The following is a 20,369-nucleotide window of genomic DNA, read 5'->3' as shown; positions in this document are numbered from 1 at the left end:
GGAGGTCAATATGAGAGATTTTTTGCAAGATGTGTTGAGTGGAGTCCAAGAGGGCCGTCTGTCCAAGCCGGAGGCCCTTCGAATGTTGAACAAGTATAAGCAGAGCGCCCCATCCGAGGCAAATGATGAATACGGCGTGCTGCTTTTTCGGCCGTCCGAAGAGGAAACTGCAAAGCTTCCATCGGACCCCCCTGGGCTCAATCAGGACCGATTGATCATATTTGGCGAGTCGATCGAGGTCCGCGCAGATAAATTAGAATGCATGACAGGCAAAGCCGAATGGCTTGTTCTTGAATTCTCAGAGCAGCCGATCGAGCAGCGGTATGAGGCTTATACACTCCAAATCGTCGACCGCCTCCAGCGCCTTCTGCATAATCACACCGGCCGGGAAACGCTTGTGCAGCTTTTCATCGCAAATAAAGAGGAGTCGCCATGGCTTGTCGGATTATACAGCTTACTGTTAACCGCATGTGCAGAAAATCCGAAGCTCACGGTAGAATGTCTCGAATGGTCGGAAAATGGTAAGGGAGATATTGTCGGTGCGCTCGAGGCAGGTGCTTGGGGGGGCGGCAGCACAAGTGCTGTCCAATCCCGGCACGGTCGCTGCTACCGCTTCGTGTGGAAGAAGGAGACGATCCTGCAGGAGCAGGTGCGAATGCCATGGAAAGACCGCGGCATCTATTTAATAACAGGCGGAGCGGGCGCACTCGGCCTGTTATTTGCTGAGGAAATCGCAAGGCAGGTGAGCCTGCCTGTTCTTATACTAATCGGAAGATCGGCAACGCTGAATGACGAAGCATCCGGCCGAATCGAACGGATGGCGGCTCTTGGCGCTAAGGTTGAATATAGGCAAGTTGATCTAAGCGAAGAACGTCAAGTTGCTGCATTGATCGATGCAATTCGGCATCAATATGGCGGCTTGAATGGGATTCTACATGCGGCAGGTATCATCCGCGATGAATATTTGTACCGCAAAACGCGTGATCAGGTTATCGAGGTGCTCGGTCCGAAGGTGAAGGGACTCGTCCATTTGGACCGGTCTAGCAAGGATATCAAGCTGGACGTGTTTGCCGTCTTCTCATCCGTAGCCGGTGTATATGGCAATGCCGGCCAAGCAGACTATGCAGCGGCGAATGGCTTTATGGATGCTTATACCGTATGGAGACAACAGACGGACCGCAACAGGTCAGGAATGATCGCAATTAACTGGCCGCTCTGGAGATCGAACGGGATGCAGCTCGAACCCGGAGCCGAGGAAGCATTGGAACGTGAGACCGGGATGGCGGCGATGCCGGGAACGATCGGCATCCGTGCATTCTACGCTGCGCTTGCAAGCGGAGGGAGCCGAGCCATGGTACTCTACGGTGCTGGTGCTAAGCTAACCCGTTTTGTAGAAAATGACCGAAGCCGCTCTTCGGCTGATCTTGTCGAAGGAGTCAGTCTGGATCCAAACTTGGACAAGCGGACCCTGAAACGGCTGATTCATTTGTTCTCGGGCTATACGAGGCTCAATCCGGACAGCATTGATCCGGATGAACCGTTGGAAACGTATGGCATCGATTCGATTATGATTACCGAGTTGAACCGCAATCTCGCGAATGACTTCGGTGAGCTTTCCAAAACGCTGTTTTACGAATTCAAGACACTAAGAGGCGTAGCCGATTATTTGAGAGCAACGTATCCGCATCAATGTCTCAATAGGATTGGACTGGCCGAGAGAGATACACAGGAGAAAAATGACGCGGCGGCAGCTTTGTCCTCCGGTGTGACGCCCCGGTTGTCACCGATCGGTGAAAGTGATCAAACGGTCAGCAGATCGGTCGGCATTGCCGGCAAGAGCGGTCAGCCGGCAGAGAAGGAACCGATCGCGATTATCGGGATGAGCGGCAGATATCCGCAGGCCGAAGATTTGGACGCGTTCTGGCGAAATCTTGCCGCAGGCATGGACTGCATAACCGAAATTCCTGAGGACCGTTGGTCGGTCGAAGGTTTCTATGAGCCCAATTCGGAGATTGCGCTCTCCGAGGGCAAAAGCTATAGCAAGTGGGGCGGATTTCTGGAGCATGCGACAAGCTTTGATCCGCTCTTCTTTAAAATATCGCCGCTGGAGGCGTCCTGCATGGACCCTCAGGAACGGCTCTTTCTCGAAAGCTGCTGGCATGCGCTTGAGGATGCTGGCTGCACGAGAGAGCATCTGGCTTCGCAGTACGGCGGCCGAGTCGGCGTTTTCGCCGGAATAACGAAAACAGGGTTTAATCTATACGGGCCTGAGTTCAAAAAACAGGGAGAGCGCATGCTTCCCTTTACGTCTTTTAGCTCCGTGGCCAATCGAGTTTCGTACTTGTTTGACTTCAATGGTCCGAGCATGCCGATCGATACGATGTGCTCCTCTTCGTTAACCGCTATTCATGAAGCTTGCGAGCATATTTTGCGCGGGGAATGCGAATTGGCAATCGCCGGAGGCGTCAACTTATATCTTCATCCGTCTAATTATATCGAGCTTAGCGCTCATGGGATGTTGTCCACCGACGGCAAATGCAGAAGCTTCGGCAGTGGCGGCAGCGGCTTCGTTCCGGGAGAAGGGGTAGGTGTTTTGCTGCTGAAACGGCTGTCGCAAGCCATTGCCGACGGTGACCGGATTCATGCCGTGATCAGAGCCACCAGCGTGAATCATGGCGGCAAAACAAATGGCTACACCGTTCCAAATCCGAATGCCCAGGGACAGCTGATCCGGCAAGCGCTCGACAAAGCCGGCATTCACAGCAGAACCGTAAGCTATATCGAAGCGCACGGTACGGGCACTAAGCTGGGCGATCCGATCGAAATTACCGGGCTGACGCAAGCGTTCCGCCAAGATACGCAGGATAACCAATACTGCGCGATCGGTTCGGTCAAATCGAATATCGGTCATCTTGAGGCGGCGGCTGGTGTGGCCGGCGTAACGAAAATCGTGCTGCAAATGAAGCATCGGAAGCTCGTGCCGAGCTTGCATGCGCGTACGCTAAATCCGAATATTCCGATGAAAAACACGCCTTTTATGGTCCAGCAGGAGCTGGCAGATTGGGATAGACCCGTCGTTCGCCTGAACGGCAGAGAGGAAGAGTATCCGAGAATTGCGGGCATTTCTTCCTTTGGCGCAGGCGGCGCCAATGCGCATATTGTGCTCGAGGAGTATATTCCGCCTGTGAGTGAAGCCCGAAAAGAAACATCCGCTAGTGAAGAGGTGCTTATTTTGCTGTCGGCCGCCAACGAGCAGCGGCTGCGTATTCAGGCGGAGAGACTGCTTTCGGCTTTGGACAGCGGATCATTGGCGGATGCGGAATTGGCGGAAATCGCTTATACGCTTCAGATCGGTCGCGAGGCGATGGATGAAAGGCTTGCTTTTACCGCGGCTTCGATGGAAGAGTTATCCCTTCGCTTACGAAGTTTTTTGAATAAGACGTCGGATGACGGATCGATATACCGCGGCCATGCGAAATCAGATAAGGATCAGTTGGCCTCAATCGGAGCGGATGACGATCTTACAAGCCGTGTAAACCGGTGGATCGAGCTCCGGAATATTGACAGGCTTGGGGCATTATGGGTGAAGGGTCTAAAGGTAGACTGGAGCCGGATGTATGAGAACAAGCCAGCTAGGCGAGTGAGTTTGCCGGGTTATCCTTTTGAACGCAAAACGTACTGGCTGCCGGGCAGTGGCAAGCGGAAGGAAGCTGAAGCTAGTCCAGACTTGGTAGCTGAGAAGCAGCGCTTTATCCGCGAACCGGAGAACCGTCCGGAAGCGTTTGAACATGTTTTGCTTACACCTGTTTGGGAGCCTGTGCCTGTCGAATCCAGGCCTTCGTACCCCAGAGCGAACAGCCGAAGCGTTGTGATCATCGGAGGAACGGCTGAAAGCCGGGATGCTCTCTTGGTTCATTATCCGAACGCCTTTACAGTCAACGTGGGCGAAGAGGATGATATCGAGCAGATCGCTATGGTGCTGGCACGATTCGGTGTCATCGATCATTTATTTTGGCTTGCGCCGCCTTCCGAATTTTTGCTTCATGACGATTCACTCCTTGCCAAGCAAGAGGTTGGTGTCCTGTCGCTATTCCGCTTGATCAAGGCGCTGCTGCACGCCGGATATGGCGGGAAAAGGCTGAGTGTCGATGTCCTCACCTTCCAAACCCAGCGGGCATACACGGGAGACAGGATAAATCCCGTTCATGCGAGTGTGCATGGACTGATAGGTGCGCTTACAAAAGAATATCCCAATTGGCAGATTCGTTTACTGGATTTGGAGCCGGGCTGGGAGACTTCAATTGAAACGCTGTTGACGCTTCCTCCCGATACGGAAGGAAACACGTGGTGCTTAAGGGGACGGGAATGGCTGTGTCAAAGACTGGCTCCCGTGAATATCGCCTCTGGCATGCAGCACAACGGTTACCGGAAAGGCGGCGTCTATGTCGTTATTGGCGGGGCCGGAGGTATTGGTGAAGTCTGGACGGCGTACATGATCCGCCGCTATCAGGCCCAGATAGTCTGGCTTGGACGCCGCAGGCAGGATGAGTCGATCAGCGCGTCAATCGAACGGGTGTCCACTACGGGGCCAAAGCCATTCTATATAGAGGCGGACGCAGCGGATACCCAAGCGCTGGATCATGCTTATCAGGTCATCAAAGCACGTTTCGGCGCCATTCATGGTGTCGTTCATGCTGCAATCGTCCTGCGCGACCAAAGCCTCGCTAATATGCAGGAGGACGACTTCCGGGCAGGGCTGGGAGCCAAGATTGACGTCAGTGTACGGCTCGCGCAAATATTCCGCAGAGAGCCGCTTGATTTTGTTTTGTTTTTCTCAGGCATGATGTCCTTCGCCAGAAGGGCGGGTCAAAGCAATTATGCAGCTGGCTGCACGTTTAAGGATGCCTTCGCGATCCGTTTGGCCCGTGACTGGCCGTGTGCGGTGAAGATCATGAATTGGGGCTACTGGGGAAGTGCGGGCATTGTCGCTTCGGACGAATACCAGGCAAGAATGGCACTTGACGGCATCGGTTCGATAACGCCTTCCGATGCGATGGAGGCGTTGGAGGCGCTGCTTGCAAGTCCGATCGAGCAGATGGCATTTATTAAAGCCTCGAAGAGTGTCCTGGAAGCAGGCTTTGCTTCGGAGAGGCTAATAGACGTCATGTTCGACACTCCGGGCTTCAGCGGCGATTACAGGTCAATGGTGGAGCTGCCGGCACTTCCTGATCTCATTGCTGGTATGAACATAGAACGAGGCCAACCGGTTGGGCCGTCCGGTCAAGCCGAACTGATTTTGCATGATTTGATCGGGGAAGCGGCCCGTTTGTTGGATGTCCATCCCGACGAAATCGACCCGAACGCTGAGTTTGCGGAATACGGATTGGATACGGTCCAGCTGGCCGAGCTTTTAAGCAAGCTTAACAGACGCTTCATGGTGGAAGCGGAAATGCAGGCTTTCACAGATTGGACGACGTTGAACCAGATGGCACAAGCTGTGTCCCGTTTTGTCGGACGATCGGAAATCACGTCATAAGAAAGGGGCCTGTTCGTCTTGGATCAATTAAACGCGTTAACCTATAAATTGCTGTGGGGGCAGCTGTGGGAACTCGGACAGTTTACACAGCATTCGTTTGACCTGGACGCTCTGAAGGCCAAGGTGCATTCGCGCTACGGAAGCTGGCTTGAAGAGAGCCTGACAAAGCTGACCGAACAGGGGTATATCAGGCTGCCACAAGGACAGGGCCTTGCGAAAGCATCTTCTCCTGTTCATCTGAACGAGGTGTGGGAAGAGTGGGCGGCCGCCAAGAAGGAATGGCTGCACAATCCTAATTTACATGCCCAAGTCAACCTGTTGGAAACAGCACTTCGGGCGCTTCCGGCGATATTGACCGGCCGGACCGCCGCCACTGACGTTCTGTTTCCAAACGGCTCGATGAAGCTTGTCGAAGGCATCTATAAACATAATTTGGTATCGGATTATTTTAACGAGGTGTTGGCCAATACAGCGGCTGCATATGCAAAAAGTCTGGGTCAAGGGCAACGGATCCGCATTCTTGAGCTGGGAGCGGGAACGGGCGGTACGAGCGAGATGGTCTTCCGCAAGCTGGAGCCTTATCGGGAACAGATCGAGGAGTACGTTTACAGCGACTTATCGAAAGCATTTCTTATCCATGCACAAGAACAATACGGACCGGCAGTTCCCTATTTAAGCTGCCGGATCGTGAACGTTGAAGAGCCCTTGGCGGAACAGGGGATTTCATCCGGCACTTTCGATATGGTCATCGCGTCAAACGTGCTGCATGCGACAAAAAATATTCGGCTCACGCTCCGCACCGTTAAATCTGCACTGAAAAAAAATGGTTTATTGCTGCTAAATGAGATGAGCCACAACACACTCTTCGCTCACCTGACATTCGGTCTTCTGGATGGCTGGTGGCTCTATGAGGACGACTGGCTGCGCATTCCGGGTTCGCCCGCCTTAACTTCGGAGACCTGGACGAAAGTTTTGGAGCAGGAGGGATTCCGGTCGGTTTATTTCCCGGCGCAGGAAGCCCGGAGCTTGGGACAGCAAATTATCGCTTGCCAGAGCGATGGCGTTGTCCGAAAATCCGGCACATCGTCAGCAAAACAAACCGGGTCGACTATGGATACCGCTGCGGGGATGATTGTCTCCACAACGGCAGATGATACCGGAAAAGTGGAACCGAAAGCGGATTGGACTCCTCAGGACAATGACAGATACGTGCAAGCTGTCAAGCGCATGCTTAGAAAGCACATCTCGACAGCGCTTAAGGTTGACCTTGATCAGATCGCTCCGAACCATGCTTTTGCCGATTACGGGTTGGATTCCATTACGGGCGTTCACTTAATCCAATTGGTTAATGGGGAACTTGGACTGGAGCTACCGACGACCGTTCTGTTTACATACAGCTCGATTAATCAGTTTACAGGCTATTTGCTAGCTGAGCACGGCGAAGCCGTTTCCCGAGTCTTCGGAGCTGCGGACCGCATAGCGCCGCAGGCGGCTGTTAGGCCGAACGAAGTCGAATCGCCCTCTGCGTTCCAGAAAGCGGATGCACGAGCCCAAGGCCCGGCTCCTAAGGAGCCGATTGCCATCATCGGCATAAGCGGAAGGTTTGCCAAATCCCGTAGCATTGAAGAATTATGGGAGCATTTGGCCAGTGGAACGGATTTGGTCGGGGAAATCACGCGATGGAAACAGTCGGACTCCAATATCGTTCGCTATGGCAGCTTACTTGACGATTATGACCAATTCGACCCGTACTTTTTCCATATTTCGGGAACGGAAGCGGTTTACATGGACCCTCAGCAGCGGTTGTTTCTGGAGGAGTCCTGGAAAGCGCTGGAGGACGCCGGCTATGCCGGATCAGCAATGGAAGGCCGCCGGTGCGGCGTTTATGTCGGGTACAATGTCGGCGATTATATGCAGCTGATCGGCGACAATCCCCCGGCGCAGGCGATGTGGGGAAATGCCGGTTCTATCGTAGCTGCTCGAATTTCGTATTATTTGAACCTGAGAGGCCCGGCGATAGCAGTCGATACCGCCTGCTCCAGCTCACTCGTATCCGTTCATCTTGCATGTCAGGGACTGTGGGCGCAGGAGACAGATATGAGCTTGGCCGGGGGTGTGTTCATTCAGTCTACCCCGGCTTTCCACGACAGTGCACAGAGGGCAGGCATGCTGTCTGCTTCTGGACGCTGTTATACGTTTGATGAACGGGCGGACGGTTTTGTGCCGGGCGAGGGTGTCGGTGCGGTTGTTCTCAAACGGTTAAGCGATGCGGTTGCTGACGGCGACCATATCTACGGTGTCATTGCCGGATCGGGCATGAACCAGGACGGCACGACCAACGGGATTACGGCTCCGAGCGGTGCTGCACAGGAAGAGCTCGAGCGCGAAGTGTATGAACAATTCGGCATCGATCCCGGGCGCATTCAACTGGTAGAAGCACACGGCACCGGTACTAAGCTTGGCGACCCCATCGAGCATGAGGCGTTGACGCGCGCATTTAGACATTACACAGGCAAAACGGAATACTGTGCGATCGGCTCTATCAAGACAACGATTGGCCATACGATTGCTGCAGCGGGCATCGCGGGGTTGATCAAGCTGATGTTGTCATTGAAATATAAAAAGCTTCCGCCATCCCTTCATTATCAGAAGGGTAATGCGAATATCCGAATGGAAGGAAGCCCCTTCTACGTCAACACCCACCTCAAGGAATGGCCAGCTGAGTCGGGTGAAAGCCGGTTCGCGGCGATCAGTTCATTCGGCTTCAGCGGGACGAATGTGCACATGGTCCTTCAGGAAGCGCCGACGATAGATCGTCAGACAAGGCCAACGCGCAGTCATCTGTTGGTGCTGTCGGCGCAGTCCGACGCGCAGCTGCGTCAGCAGGCGGAGCAGCTTATCGCTTACTGCGGCAAGCATCCCGAAGCGGATGTCGGGGATATGAGCTATACGCTGCTGATTGGACGTAAGCATTTGCCGCATCGGCTGGCCTGTATCATTGAGGATGTGACTGCCCTTGTCGCTGTGCTGAACCGCTGGCTCCTTGAGGGGAGCGCGCCGGGCCTCTTAGCGTCGGTCGTGCACGAATGGGAACGGCAGGAGGATACGATCAAGAAGAACGAGGGTCTGGCGTGCATCATGGAATGGCGTAATTCGGAGCTCGATAAGCCGGAGATGTTAGAAAGGATTGCCCGCTTGTATCAGCAAGGCTATGAGCTGGCGTATGACGAGCTGTTTACAGCCAGTCAATACAGACGGATTTCATTGCCGGTGTATCCCTTTGCACGGGAGAGATTTTGGGTGCCGCTTAGCGGAGTAAGTGAGCCGGTGAAGCGGGATGAACGGCAGCAATCGGAAGTTCTTCATCCGCTGGTGCACCGCAATACGTCGACGCTTACGGAGCAGCGGTACAGCTCCGTATTCACGGGCGATGAGCCCTTCTTCACGGACCATGTGCTAAACGGCCAGCAGATTTTTCCCGGCTCCGCTTACTTGGAAATGGCTCATGCAGCCGTACGGCTTGCTACTGAATCGGCTGCTAACGACGGACGAATCCTGCAGTTGAAGCATGTTGGATGGGTACAGCCCCTCATTGCACGGGATGAACCGGTTGTCCTTCACATCGCGCTCGCTTCCGGAGAGAATGAGGAAATTACGTTCGAGGTATACAGCTTGTCGGGGGATAAAGACAGGGAAGAAGCGGTTGTTCATTTTCAAGGTTCGGGAAGGTGGATGGCCGCCACGCCGGAGGAGCGACTGAATGTGCGGGAGGTGCAAGCGGCATGCCGTCATACGGTTTCGTCGGAAGCATGCTACGAGGCGTTTGCACAGATCGGCTTTCATTACGGCATCACCCACACGGGCATCGAGCAGCTTCATATTGGAGAACAGGCTGCGCTGGCGAAGCTGTCGATGCCTGCTGATCGAGGAAGCGTGGAGCCTTTTACGATGCATCCCGGTCTGCTGGATGCCGCACTCCAATCGATGGCTGGTCTTGTAATCGGAGAAAATAACGTAAGCCCATTGGATGGCAGTCTTCGTTTAAGCCCGCTTCTGCCCTTCGCTATTGAAACGCTCGATATCGTACATGCCATGGATGCCGAGATGTGGGCGTATTTGCGATTCAGCCACGACTCGGGGATGCGTGGCGGCATTAAGAAGATTGATATCGATTTGGTTGACGCTCAGGGCCGTTTATGCGTACGGATCAAAGGGTATGCTGCCCGCCCGGTACAAGCAAACGCACACTCGGACGAGGGGGTGTTGTTGTTCGAGCCGATATGGGAAACGCCGGAGGACTCTATAGGTACAAACGAAGCTGTGCACCGATATGAGCGCCGAATTGTCGTCGCTACTGAAGACTGTGCCTTCGCTCTGGAAGAAATCGAAGGACAGGAGGATGACGTCCGGTGCATCGCCCTGCAGACCGAACATCAGGATAAGATCGACCTGCGTTACCATGCTTATGCAGAACAGCTGCTCGGTATCGTACAGGAAGTGCTGCAGGATAACCGTTCCACTATTATACAGCTGCTTATCGGCCATACCGATCAACAGCAATTGGCTGCGGGGTTGTCGGGAATGCTCAAAACAGCGGCCATGGAAGAGCCGAGAATAGCCGCCCAGCTGATCGAGCTTGAAGCTCAGTCGAGTGAGCAGCACCTCGCCCAATTACTAGCGGCGTACGCAAAGCACCCAGAATTGCAGCACATCCGATTGAATAGGGAGCAGCAGAGCACTCTGCGCTGGCGCGAGATGCGTACGGTTCCCGAGCCGTCTGCAGTCGTTCCTTGGAAGGATGGCGGCGTTTACCTCATAACCGGGGGAACAGGCGGGCTTGGCGTGCTGTTTGCGGAAGAAATTGCGCGAAGGACCCGTGGCGCTGCCGTGATCCTAGCGGGACGATCAGCGCTGGACCAAAACAAGCGTGAACGAATAGAGCAATTAACCAATCGAGGGCTGAAGGTGGAATACAGGCAAACGGATGTCGGTAGCCTGGAGGCGGTGGAAACGCTGATCCAAGAGATTTGCCGCAAATACGGTACATTGAACGGGATCCTGCACGGCGCCGGTGTTATTCAAGATGCGTATTTGAAGAAGAAGTCCGCTGTTGAACTTCAGCAGGTCCTTCGGCCAAAAGTATCCGGAACGATCTATCTGGATGATGCGACTCGCCATATTCCGTTGGATTTCTTCCTGCTTTTCTCGGCTTTAGCAGGTGTAATAGGTAATCCCGCTCAGGCTGATTATGCGGCCGCCAACGCTTTTCTGAATCGTTTTGCTGCCTACCGTAACGAGTTAGCGGGAGCCGGACAACGGCATGGCCGCACATTGTCGATTTGTTGGCCACTGTGGCAAGAAGGCGGCATGCAGGTTCATGCCGAGACGGCGAAGCTGTTGAAGCAAAAGAGCGGCATGCGGGCAATGGCAAGCAGCACGGGTATTCAAGCGTTTTACATGGCTTTGGCTACTGGAAAATCGCAAATCACCGTTATCGATGGTGAGAAAGAAACGTTACGTTCCTTTATGCGGATGGCACAGAACGAAGGGAAGGCGCAGGCTTTCGAAAGCGGCATAAAAGAGCCGTTCGCTTGGGATCAAAGCGATGCGCTTCAGGAGAAAGCGGTCGCGTACTTGACGAATTTGATATCCTCCGTGGCCGGCACGCCCGCCAGCCGGATGGACCCGGAAGCTCCGATGGAAACGTACGGCCTCGATTCCGTCATGGTGATGCAAATCACCAGCCGGCTGGAAGCATCCTTCGGCTCCCTGTCGAAAACATTGTTTTTCGAATACCCGAACATCGGTCGACTGGCGGCTTTTTTCATCGAACATCATCGTTTCCGTTTGGCCGAGTTAGTTGGCGCTAAAATGGCGGCGGATAATTCGATGAGTTCTATTACCGTATTATCGAAGCCAAAGAAAGCAGGCCGCAAAGCTGCACGCCCGATGTCCAAGCGGTCGACAGAAGCACGGGACGGAAGTCGTATACACGATATTGCGATCATCGGCATAGCCGGCCGTTATCCGGGCGCTAAAAATGTTGAACAATTTTGGGAGAAGCTTCGTGACGGTCAGGACTGCATAAGCGAAATTCCGCCCGACCGCTGGGATCACAGCATCTACTATGACCCGGATAAGAGCAAGCCGGGCAAGGTGTATACGAAGTGGGGCGGATTTGTGGAGGGCGTCGACCGCTTCGATCCGTTGTTCTTTAATATATCGCCGCGTGAAGCCGAGATCATGGACCCGCAGGAAAGATTGTTTCTGCAAAGCGTCTATGAAGCGATCGAAGACGCCGGATATACACGGGAAACGCTCGCTGCCGAGGGGCAAGGGAAAACGAAGCGGGTTGGCGTATTCGTTGGCGTCATGAACGAGGAATATCAGCTATACGGCGCGGAGTTGACTGCCCGAGGGAAGCCAATCGCACTATCCGGTAATCCATCGTCTGTCGCAAACCGGGTCTCTTACTTCTGCGATTTCAAAGGACCAAGCATGGCGGTGGACACGATGTGTTCCTCGTCGCTAACAGCCATTCATCTGGCATGCCAAAGCTTGCGGCAAGGGGAAAGCCGTGTTGCCGTGGCCGGCGGCGTCAACGTATCCGTCCACCCGAATAAATACATTTTCCTTTCCCAAGGCAAATTCGCTTCCAGCAAAGGCCGTTGCGAAAGCTTCGGGAAAGACGGCGACGGTTACGTACCCGGCGAAGGGGTAGGTGCAGTTGTGCTGAAACCGCTCGAAGATGCAATTGCGGACGGCGATCACATTTATGGCATTATCAAGGGAACGGCCATCAACCACGGTGGCAAAACAAACGGCTATTCGGTACCCAGTCCGGCTGCGCAGGCCGATGTCATTGGCGAGGCAATCAAGGATGCCGGTATTGATCCGCGAACGATTAGCTATATCGAAGCGCACGGCACGGGCACCTCGCTTGGCGATCCGATTGAAATCGCGGGCTTGAGCCATTCCTTCCGCGCCCATACAGCCGATGTTCGCTTTTGTGCGATCGGCTCGGCCAAATCGAACATCGGCCATTGCGAAAGCGCAGCAGGCATTGCCGGTTTGACGAAGGTATTGCTTCAGATGAAATACGGTCAACTGGCGCCTTCTCTGCATGCGGAGGAGCTCAATCCAAACATCGATTTCGAGCAATCACCATTTGTGGTACAGCGGACGCTGGATGCCTGGAACCGACCTGTTCTGACCATAGACGGGTTCGCAAGGGAACTTCCGAGAATCGCCGGACTCTCTTCCTTTGGCGCGGGAGGCTCCAACGGGCATCTCGTCATCGAAGAATATATTTCAGAAGAACATGTGACAGGAGAAAAGCAGACTTACCATAGGCACGATCCGGCTATCATTGTACTTTCAGCGCGTGACGAAGAGCGTCTACAGCTCGTTGCGCAGCGTCTCTTGTCCTTCATACGCGATCAAGGCTGTGAACACACAAACCTGGAGAATCTGGCCTACACCCTCCAAGTGGGCCGGGAAGCGATGGAGGAACGGCTGGCGATGCTCGTCGGTTCGATCGAAGAGCTGGAGAATAAGCTGCTTGCTTATTTAGCGGATCGCGAAGAAAGGGACAACGTTTTCCGCGGTCACATCCAGACCAATGAACTGATGCAAATGTGGCGGACAGACGAGGATTTATCGGAGACATTCAAGGCATGGATGAGAAAAGGGAAATTCGGGAAGATCCTCGGTCTGTGGGTGAAAGGGCTGAACATCGATTGGCGTCTGCTTTACGAAGATACGGTTCCACGCCGGATGAGCCTGCCAACGTATCCGTTTGCGGAAGAGAGGTACTGGATACCGGAAACCGACATCATATTTGCTCGGGAAGGAGAGGGCGGGAAGCCTCTTCATCCGCTGCTGCACCGGAATACATCGGAAGTGTCGCAGCTGCGTTTCAGTTCGCTGTTTACCGGTAAGGAGCATTTCCTGAGCGATCATGTTGTTCATGGGAATAAGATCATGCCGGGCGCCGCTTACCTCGAAATGATTCGCGCAGCCGCTGAGGCTGCAGCCGGAAAGCTGTTAAGTCCGGCAGGCACTCGTCTTCATCAGATCGTATGGAGAAAACCGCTTAACGACGCATCCTCCGAGGTGCATATTCGGCTCCGTAAGGAAGACGAAGAATTGGCATGCGAGGTCTTTACCAATCAGGGCGAAGACGAGAATGAGACCTTGTATTGTACGGCAACGGTATCGCTTCAGGAGCCCGAAGTGAGCCCGATTATGGATATTGAAGTCATAAGAGCACAATGTAGTGGGCCGAAGCTGTCAGGCGAGCAGTGCTATCGGGCATTCGAATCAGCCGGACTTCTGTATGGACCCGGCAACAGAGGGATCAGAAGTATCTATACTGGCAACGCTCAAGCATTGGCGAACGTGTTTGTTCCGGCGGAAGTAGCTGGAACGCCGCATGATTATGTGCTTCATCCGAGTTTGATTGATTCCGTCTTCCAGGCAACGATCGGCTTGTTTCCCCGTCAAGTTCTGGAAGCAATGGAGGGGCAGCCGCAGTCCGTGAGTCCAATCGTTCCTTTTGCGCTGGAGGAATTGGACATCCTTGGCCCATGTTCAGGAGAGATGTGGGCATGGATCCGGTTCAGCAGCGATCTTCTACCGGAGAGCCCGATCCGCAAGCTGGATATCGAGCTTATCGACAGCAGCGGAATCGTTTGTGTACGGATGAGAGGATTGACGTCCAGACAGATTGACCGTGAAGAGGTTCGTGATCAACCTGTTGCGACCCCTAAGGAAACGCTTTTGTTCCAGCCGATATGGGAACTGAAGCCTTGCCATACGGGCAAGAACACGGTGACTTATAACAGGCGGATCGTCTTGTTGGGTGGATCGGACAGCTCGCTTGCGGATCAACTCATGCAACAAGGGGGCGGGGCAGAGGTTCATCTATTGGGCGACGGCCTGGAAAGTATGACGTTGGCGTCGCGTTATACGTTTTATGCCAAACGGATGCTGAAACAGCTTCAATCCGCACTTCATGGTACGGAAGGCAGGACGCTGATTCAATTGGTGCTCCCGTATAACGACAATCAGCGTGTCATAGTTGGATTAAGCGGAATGCTGAAGACCGCTGCTCTTGAACATCCCGGTGTCGTCGGGCAGACGATTTTACTGGGTAAGGACTCTGCGGGACCTGTCATTGCCGGGCTTATCAACGAGAATGGGTCTGAACCGGAGGACGACGTCATTCGTTATGAAACCGGCAATCGGTATGTTCAAAGGCTTGTGGAAATGGGACTCAAAAACGGGGTTCCGATACCTTGGAAACATAACGGCACGTATCTGATCACAGGCGGCTGCGGCAAGCTTGGGATGATCGCTGCGCGAGATGCCGCCGCGCGAACTAGGGGTGCGAACCTGATCCTAACGGGGCGCTCCGTTCATGATGAAGGAATACAGAAGCATCTTGACGAGTTGAAAGCGGTGGGAGCCCATGCAGAGTACCGCAGCTTGGACATCAGCGACGCTTCCGCCATACAAGAAACAATCGAACAGATAGAAGCTCGCTATGGCGGTTTGTCCGGCATCATTCATTGCGCAGGCATTCGAGCGGACAGCTTCATCTTGAAAAAAACGGAAATGGACATCGATCGGGTATTCGCAGCTAAAGTGGCCGGTCTTATTCATCTGGACCGTTCAACGAGGCATATGGAGCTCGACTTTATGCTGCTTTATTCCTCTCTTGCCGGAACGCTGGGCAATTTCGGTCAAGCCGACTATGCAGCCGCCAATGGGTTTATGGACGCGTTCGCAGCACATCGGAACGATCTTACGGCTTCAGGACATCGCAAGGGCAAAGCCTGCTCGATCGCCTGGCCGCTCTGGGAGAAGGGCGGCATGCAGATCGATGAGGAAACGCTCTCCATGATGAACAGGCTGACCGGGATGTCTGTGCTCGAAACCGCCGGCGGGTTGCACGCTTTATATGCCGCAGCAGCATCTGCAGCGGACCATGTCCTGACGATAGCGGGAGATCCTTCCCGCATGCGCGCTGCCTTGACGGCCGGGAGCCAGTCTCCGCCGCAGGCTCAAGCTCGGCCGGCAGCTGTCGTGCAGCAGCCTGTAAAGGCTGCTGGCATTCCTGCCTTTCCGCAGGATGAGCTGGAGCAGAGGACCATAGCGTATTTAAAATCGCTTGTATCGGCGATAATTAAGCTGCCCATTCAGCGGATGCATGAGGATACGCCGTTCGAGAAATATGGTGTCGATTCAGTGACCATCATGCAGTTGACAGCGAGTCTGGAGCAATCATTCGGAACGTTGTCCAAATCGCTATTCTTTGAATATATGACGATCAGGGAGCTGGCCGGCTATTTGATGCGTGCTCACCTCGGCCGTCTGCCTGCTGTATTGGGCTTGGAGGACGGTTCTTCGCTCGGATCGGCAGCGTCCATCCCTGAACGCGTTGGGCTTTCGCGTCATGACAGCCGTGCTGTAGAGAAAGTGGAACCGCCTGCCGGTAATAACGATGTTGAATCGGTAGGAGCTGGAGCTACAACCGAATGGCGGTCGGAGGATATCGCGATTATCGGGGTGGCCGGACGCTATCCGGGAGCAAGAGACGTAGAGGCGTTTTGGCACAATATCCGGAACGGCGTCGACAGTATCACCGAAATCCCGGCAGACCGTTGGAATCATGAGGCGATCTTTGATGCAGAGCATGATAAACAGGGGAAAACCTATTCCAAATGGGGAGGCTTCCTGGACGGGGTGGATCGTTTCGATCCGTTGTTCTTTCACATTTCGCGCAAAGAAGCGGCGTTTATGGATCCTCAGGAGCGATTGTTTCTACAGTGCACGTACGAGCTGCTGCAGGATGCCGGATACACGAGGCATGACCTGCAGCAGCTCGATTCGTCCGGTCTTGGCGGTAATGTAGGCGTTTACGTCGGTGTCATGTACGAGGAATATCAGCTTTATGGTGCGGAAGAAACGGTTCGGGGCCGGCCGATGGCGCTGTCGGGTAGCGCTTCGTCGATTGCGAACCGCGTATCGTATTTTTGCAATTTCCATGGACCAAGCCTGGCTATCGATACGATGTGCTCATCTTCACTCACCGCGATACATTTGGCCTGCCAAAGTCTGCGGGATGGAGAATGCGATGCAGCTATAGCAGGGGGTGTAAACCTTTCCATTCATCCGAATAAGTACTTGGCGCTTGCGCAAGGAAAATTCGCGTCGAGCAAAGGGCGGTGCGAGAGCTTCGGCGAGGGAGGCGACGGTTACGTGCCGGGCGAAGGCGTCGGCGCCGTTCTGTTAAAGCCGTTGTCACGGGCCATTGCCGACAAAGACCGCATCTACGGCGTCATTAAAGGCTCAGCCGTCAACCATGGCGGTAAGACGAACGGCTACTCGGTTCCGAATCCGAAAGCGCAGGCAAGTGTGATCGAGCGGGCGATCCGGAAGTCGGGTATTGATCCGGGCGCGATCAGCTATATCGAAGCGCATGGGACCGGTACGGCGCTGGGTGATCCCATCGAAATAAAAGGTTTAAGTGATGCATGGAAAACGAGTGCCCTTCCGACATCCGTTTGTGCGATCGGTTCCGTAAAATCCAACATTGGTCACTGCGAGAGTGCAGCGGGAATTGCAGGCTTAACGAAGGTTCTGATGCAGTTGAAATACGGGGAGCTGGGGCCATCGCTTCATTCCGAGAAGCTGAACCCGAATATCGTCTTCCCGGATACACCGTTTAGGGTGCAGCAGAAGCTGGAGGAATGGAAGCGGCCCGTCGTCGAAGCAGGCGGAGAAAAGCGGGAAATGCTGCGCATAGCGGGCATTTCTTCGTTCGGCGCGGGAGGATCCAATGCTCACTTAATCGTGGAAGAATATAATCCGCCCGCAGTGGTACATTCGGTCGATCGGGACGGGAGGACCGTTCCGATTGTTTTGTCCGCGCCGAACAAAGAGGGACTGAAACGATTGGCTTCTCGCTATCTGGATGCAATAGCGATGCGGCAGATTACGGATGATAACTTGTTTGATGCGGCTTATACCCTTCAGGTGGGTCGTGAGGCGATGGAAGAACGAGCGGCTATGACCGTTTCTTCGGTTCTGGAGCTGAAACGCGGGTTGCAGGCGATTGTCGAGAACGGCCGAATGGAGAAGCTACACCTCGGCAGGGTGAAGTCAGGCGCGGCACTGTCCGAGTTGCAGGCCGGAGCGCCGGATGAGTCGACCTGGCTGGGATGGTTTGCTTCTGGGAAGTTTGAGCCGCTTCTGTCTTTATGGGTAAGCGGCATTGATTTCGATTGGCGGCTTGTCTACGGCAAAACGGCACCGAGACGCATTAGCCTGCCTTCCTATCCGTTCGCTGAAGAAAAATGCTGGTATAACATTAGCGGCAATGGACAGCAATCCGCAGGAACATATGGAAGCGAACCTGCTCCAGTTCCAAAAGTTCATACTCATGAGGCTCGAACGATGGACCGGGAAGCGGTGGAGACAATTACGTTAAGGCCGCTATCGAACATTCCCGATCAAATCGATCACGGAAGTGGACACTCGCTGCGAATCCCGCCGATTAAATTGAAGAAGATCGACGGGGTATCGAAGCAGCGCATATCGCTCGACGTGTTAACAGAGCAGCTGGCCGAGAGCTTGGCCGATTCGATGTTTATGGAACGGGCCGAATTGGACCCAGAGAGAAAGTTTGTCGAAATCGGCGTGGACTCGATTATCGGCGTGGAATGGATCAAAGCAGTAAATAAGAAGTATGACGTATCCATTACGGCGACCAAAATATACGATTACTCGACTTTAAGCGAATTTGCCGCCTATTTGCACGGCGTAATCGCTGAGAAGGCCGCTTCGGTTGGGAACGAAGCGGAAGCAGAAGCAGAACACGATTACGATCACGTAAGCAGGTTGCCGAAACAAACGGCGGCACTTACGGCAGCTGAACATAAGGACCCTGCCGAAGAAAGGACAACCCCTCCAAACAACGGTGTTTCCTTGGAGGTACTGGAAGAACAATTGGTCCAGAGCATGGCAGAGGCTATGTTTATGCAGCCTGACGAGATTGATCCTGAAATCAAATTCGTGGACATCGGGGTTGATTCGATTGTCGGCGTCGAATGGATCAAGGCGGTTAATAAGCAATACGGCACGAGCATCACGGCGACGAAAATATATGACTATTCGACGATCAGACAGTTCGCGGCGTACCTGAGTTCCGAGCTGAGCCGGGGTCAAGGCGCTTCCCCGGAACAGGAAACCGTACGTTCTCCGCTTCTGCTGGATGACATTTTACAGCAAGTAGAAAGCGGTAGGCTGGACATTCATGAGGCTAACCATTACGTCAGTCGTCTTATCCTTGAGGAGGAACGGAATTGAACAGACAAGAAATAACAGCCCTTATCATAAAAAATTTGTATGAGATCGTCCCCGAATTAGAGGGACGGGAACTGAGGCCGGAGGACCGGCTTTCGGATCTCGGATTGAACTCCATCGACCGCGCGGATCTAATTTCGATGGTGATGGAGGATTTGTCGCTTTTGCAGAATCAGAGATCGCAGTTTATTGGATTGTCAAGCATAGGGGAACTGGCCGATGGGTTCTTGGGCAAGCTGTAGGCCGGACGATATCGTCATCTCAGGCATCGGCATCACATCGGCCATTGGTCAAGGACAGGCGGCCTTCGCGGCAGCCCTCCTTGACGGCCGGCACGCCTTTGCTGTGCTGAACCGTCCAGGTCGCCAAAAAGGAAGCTCTTCTTTCCTGGGGGCGGAGATCGAATCGCTGGTTATGCCGGAACGTCTTTCTAAACGGCTGCTGCGAACGGCTTCCTTCTCCGGGCAGGCTGCGATGGCAACGATGCATGAGGCTTGGGAGGATGCAGTTCTGGATCAGGTTGAGCCAGAGCGTATCGGCCTCATTATCGGCGGTTCCAACTTACAGCAGCGGGAGGCTCTCCAAGCCTATGCCTCGTATTCGGAACGTCCTTCGTTTCTGAGGCCCACTTATGCGATGACGTACATGGACAGTGATTTATGCGGACTTTGCACGGAGCAGTTTGGGATTCGCGGATTTGCGTTTACATTGGGAGGCGCATCCGCAAGCGGTCAGGCTGTTATCGCTCAGGCCGTTCAAGCTGTTAGCTCCGGGGAAGTCGATGCTTGTATCGCAGTCGGGGCATTGGCCGACCTTTCCTATATGGAGCTTGCGGCCTTTCGCAGCCTGGGCGCAATGGGCTCCGATCAATATGCCGACAGACCGGATCTGGCCTGCCGACCATTCGACCGCGGCCGGGACGGCTTCATCTACGGGGAAAACTGCGCTGCTGTCGTCATTGAGCGCTCGTCTTGTGCTGGTAAGAGAGGGGTTCGTCCTTATGCGGCCATTACCGCTACGGCGATCGCGATGGACGGCAACCGAAATCCGAATCCGTCCTACGAGGGAGAAATGCGCGTGATCCGCGAAGTTCTTCGCCGGGCCGGCATTGCAGCCGCCGACGTCGACTACGTCAATCCGCATGGGACGGGCTCCCCGGTCGGCGATGAAACGGAGCTGCGCGCGCTTAAAGACAGCGGATTGTCGCATGCCTACATCAATGCGACCAAATCCATAACAGGCCATGGCCTCAGTGCGGCAGGAGCCGTGGAAATTATTGCGGTATTGCTTCAGATGCGCAACTCCCGCCTTCATCCGACGCGTAATCTGGAGCTTCCGGTTGACGAGTCGTTCAATTGGGTGAAGGAACAATTCGTCCCGCATTCCATTTCTCGTGCTTTATGCCTCAGCATGGGCTTTGGCGGCATGAATACAGCGGTCACACTGCAAAAGATTTAAAACG

At 54.1% G+C, this 20,369-nt stretch carries 4 protein-coding genes; all 4 read left to right on the top strand.

What is annotated here, in order from left to right:
- The first annotated feature begins 10 nt into the window (after positions 1-10).
- The 4 genes from ACKKE8_RS25375 to ACKKE8_RS25360 are packed head-to-tail and all read left to right on the top strand — an operon-like array spanning position 11 to position 20,365.
- Entirely contained in the window at positions 11-5,536 is a 5,526-nt protein-coding gene (locus tag ACKKE8_RS25375; protein WP_409175459.1) for an SDR family NAD(P)-dependent oxidoreductase, read from the top strand.
- Between the two features lie 18 nt (positions 5,537-5,554).
- Entirely contained in the window at positions 5,555-18,910 is a 13,356-nt protein-coding gene (locus ACKKE8_RS25370; protein ID WP_409175458.1) for an SDR family NAD(P)-dependent oxidoreductase, read from the top strand.
- Complete coding sequence (locus ACKKE8_RS25365) at positions 18,907-19,149, top strand: acyl carrier protein (RefSeq protein ID WP_106780905.1); 243 nt, start codon at positions 18,907-18,909, stop codon at positions 19,147-19,149. The genes ACKKE8_RS25370 and ACKKE8_RS25365 overlap by 4 nt, the downstream gene beginning before the upstream one ends.
- Positions 19,127-20,365, top strand: a complete 1,239-nt coding sequence (locus tag ACKKE8_RS25360; RefSeq protein WP_409175457.1) for a beta-ketoacyl synthase N-terminal-like domain-containing protein — start codon at positions 19,127-19,129, stop codon at positions 20,363-20,365. Before ACKKE8_RS25365 ends, ACKKE8_RS25360 begins: the two co-directional genes overlap by 23 nt.
- Positions 20,366-20,369 lie beyond the last annotated feature (4 nt).

The sequence above is a fragment of the Brevibacillus fortis genome, assembly GCF_046196545.1.
Classification (GTDB): Bacteria; Bacillota; Bacilli; order Brevibacillales; family Brevibacillaceae; genus Brevibacillus; species Brevibacillus fortis_A.
This window is presented reverse-complemented; position numbering and strand designations above follow the sequence as displayed.

Bases quoted from the DNA above. Each gene is read 5' to 3' on its own strand.
- ACKKE8_RS25375 (WP_409175459.1), top strand. From the start codon at position 11: ATGAGAGATTTTTTGCAAGATGTGTTGAGTGGAGTCCAAGAGGGCCGT.
- ACKKE8_RS25360 (WP_409175457.1), top strand. From the start codon at position 19,127: ATGGGTTCTTGGGCAAGCTGTAGGCCGGACGATATCGTCATCTCAGGC.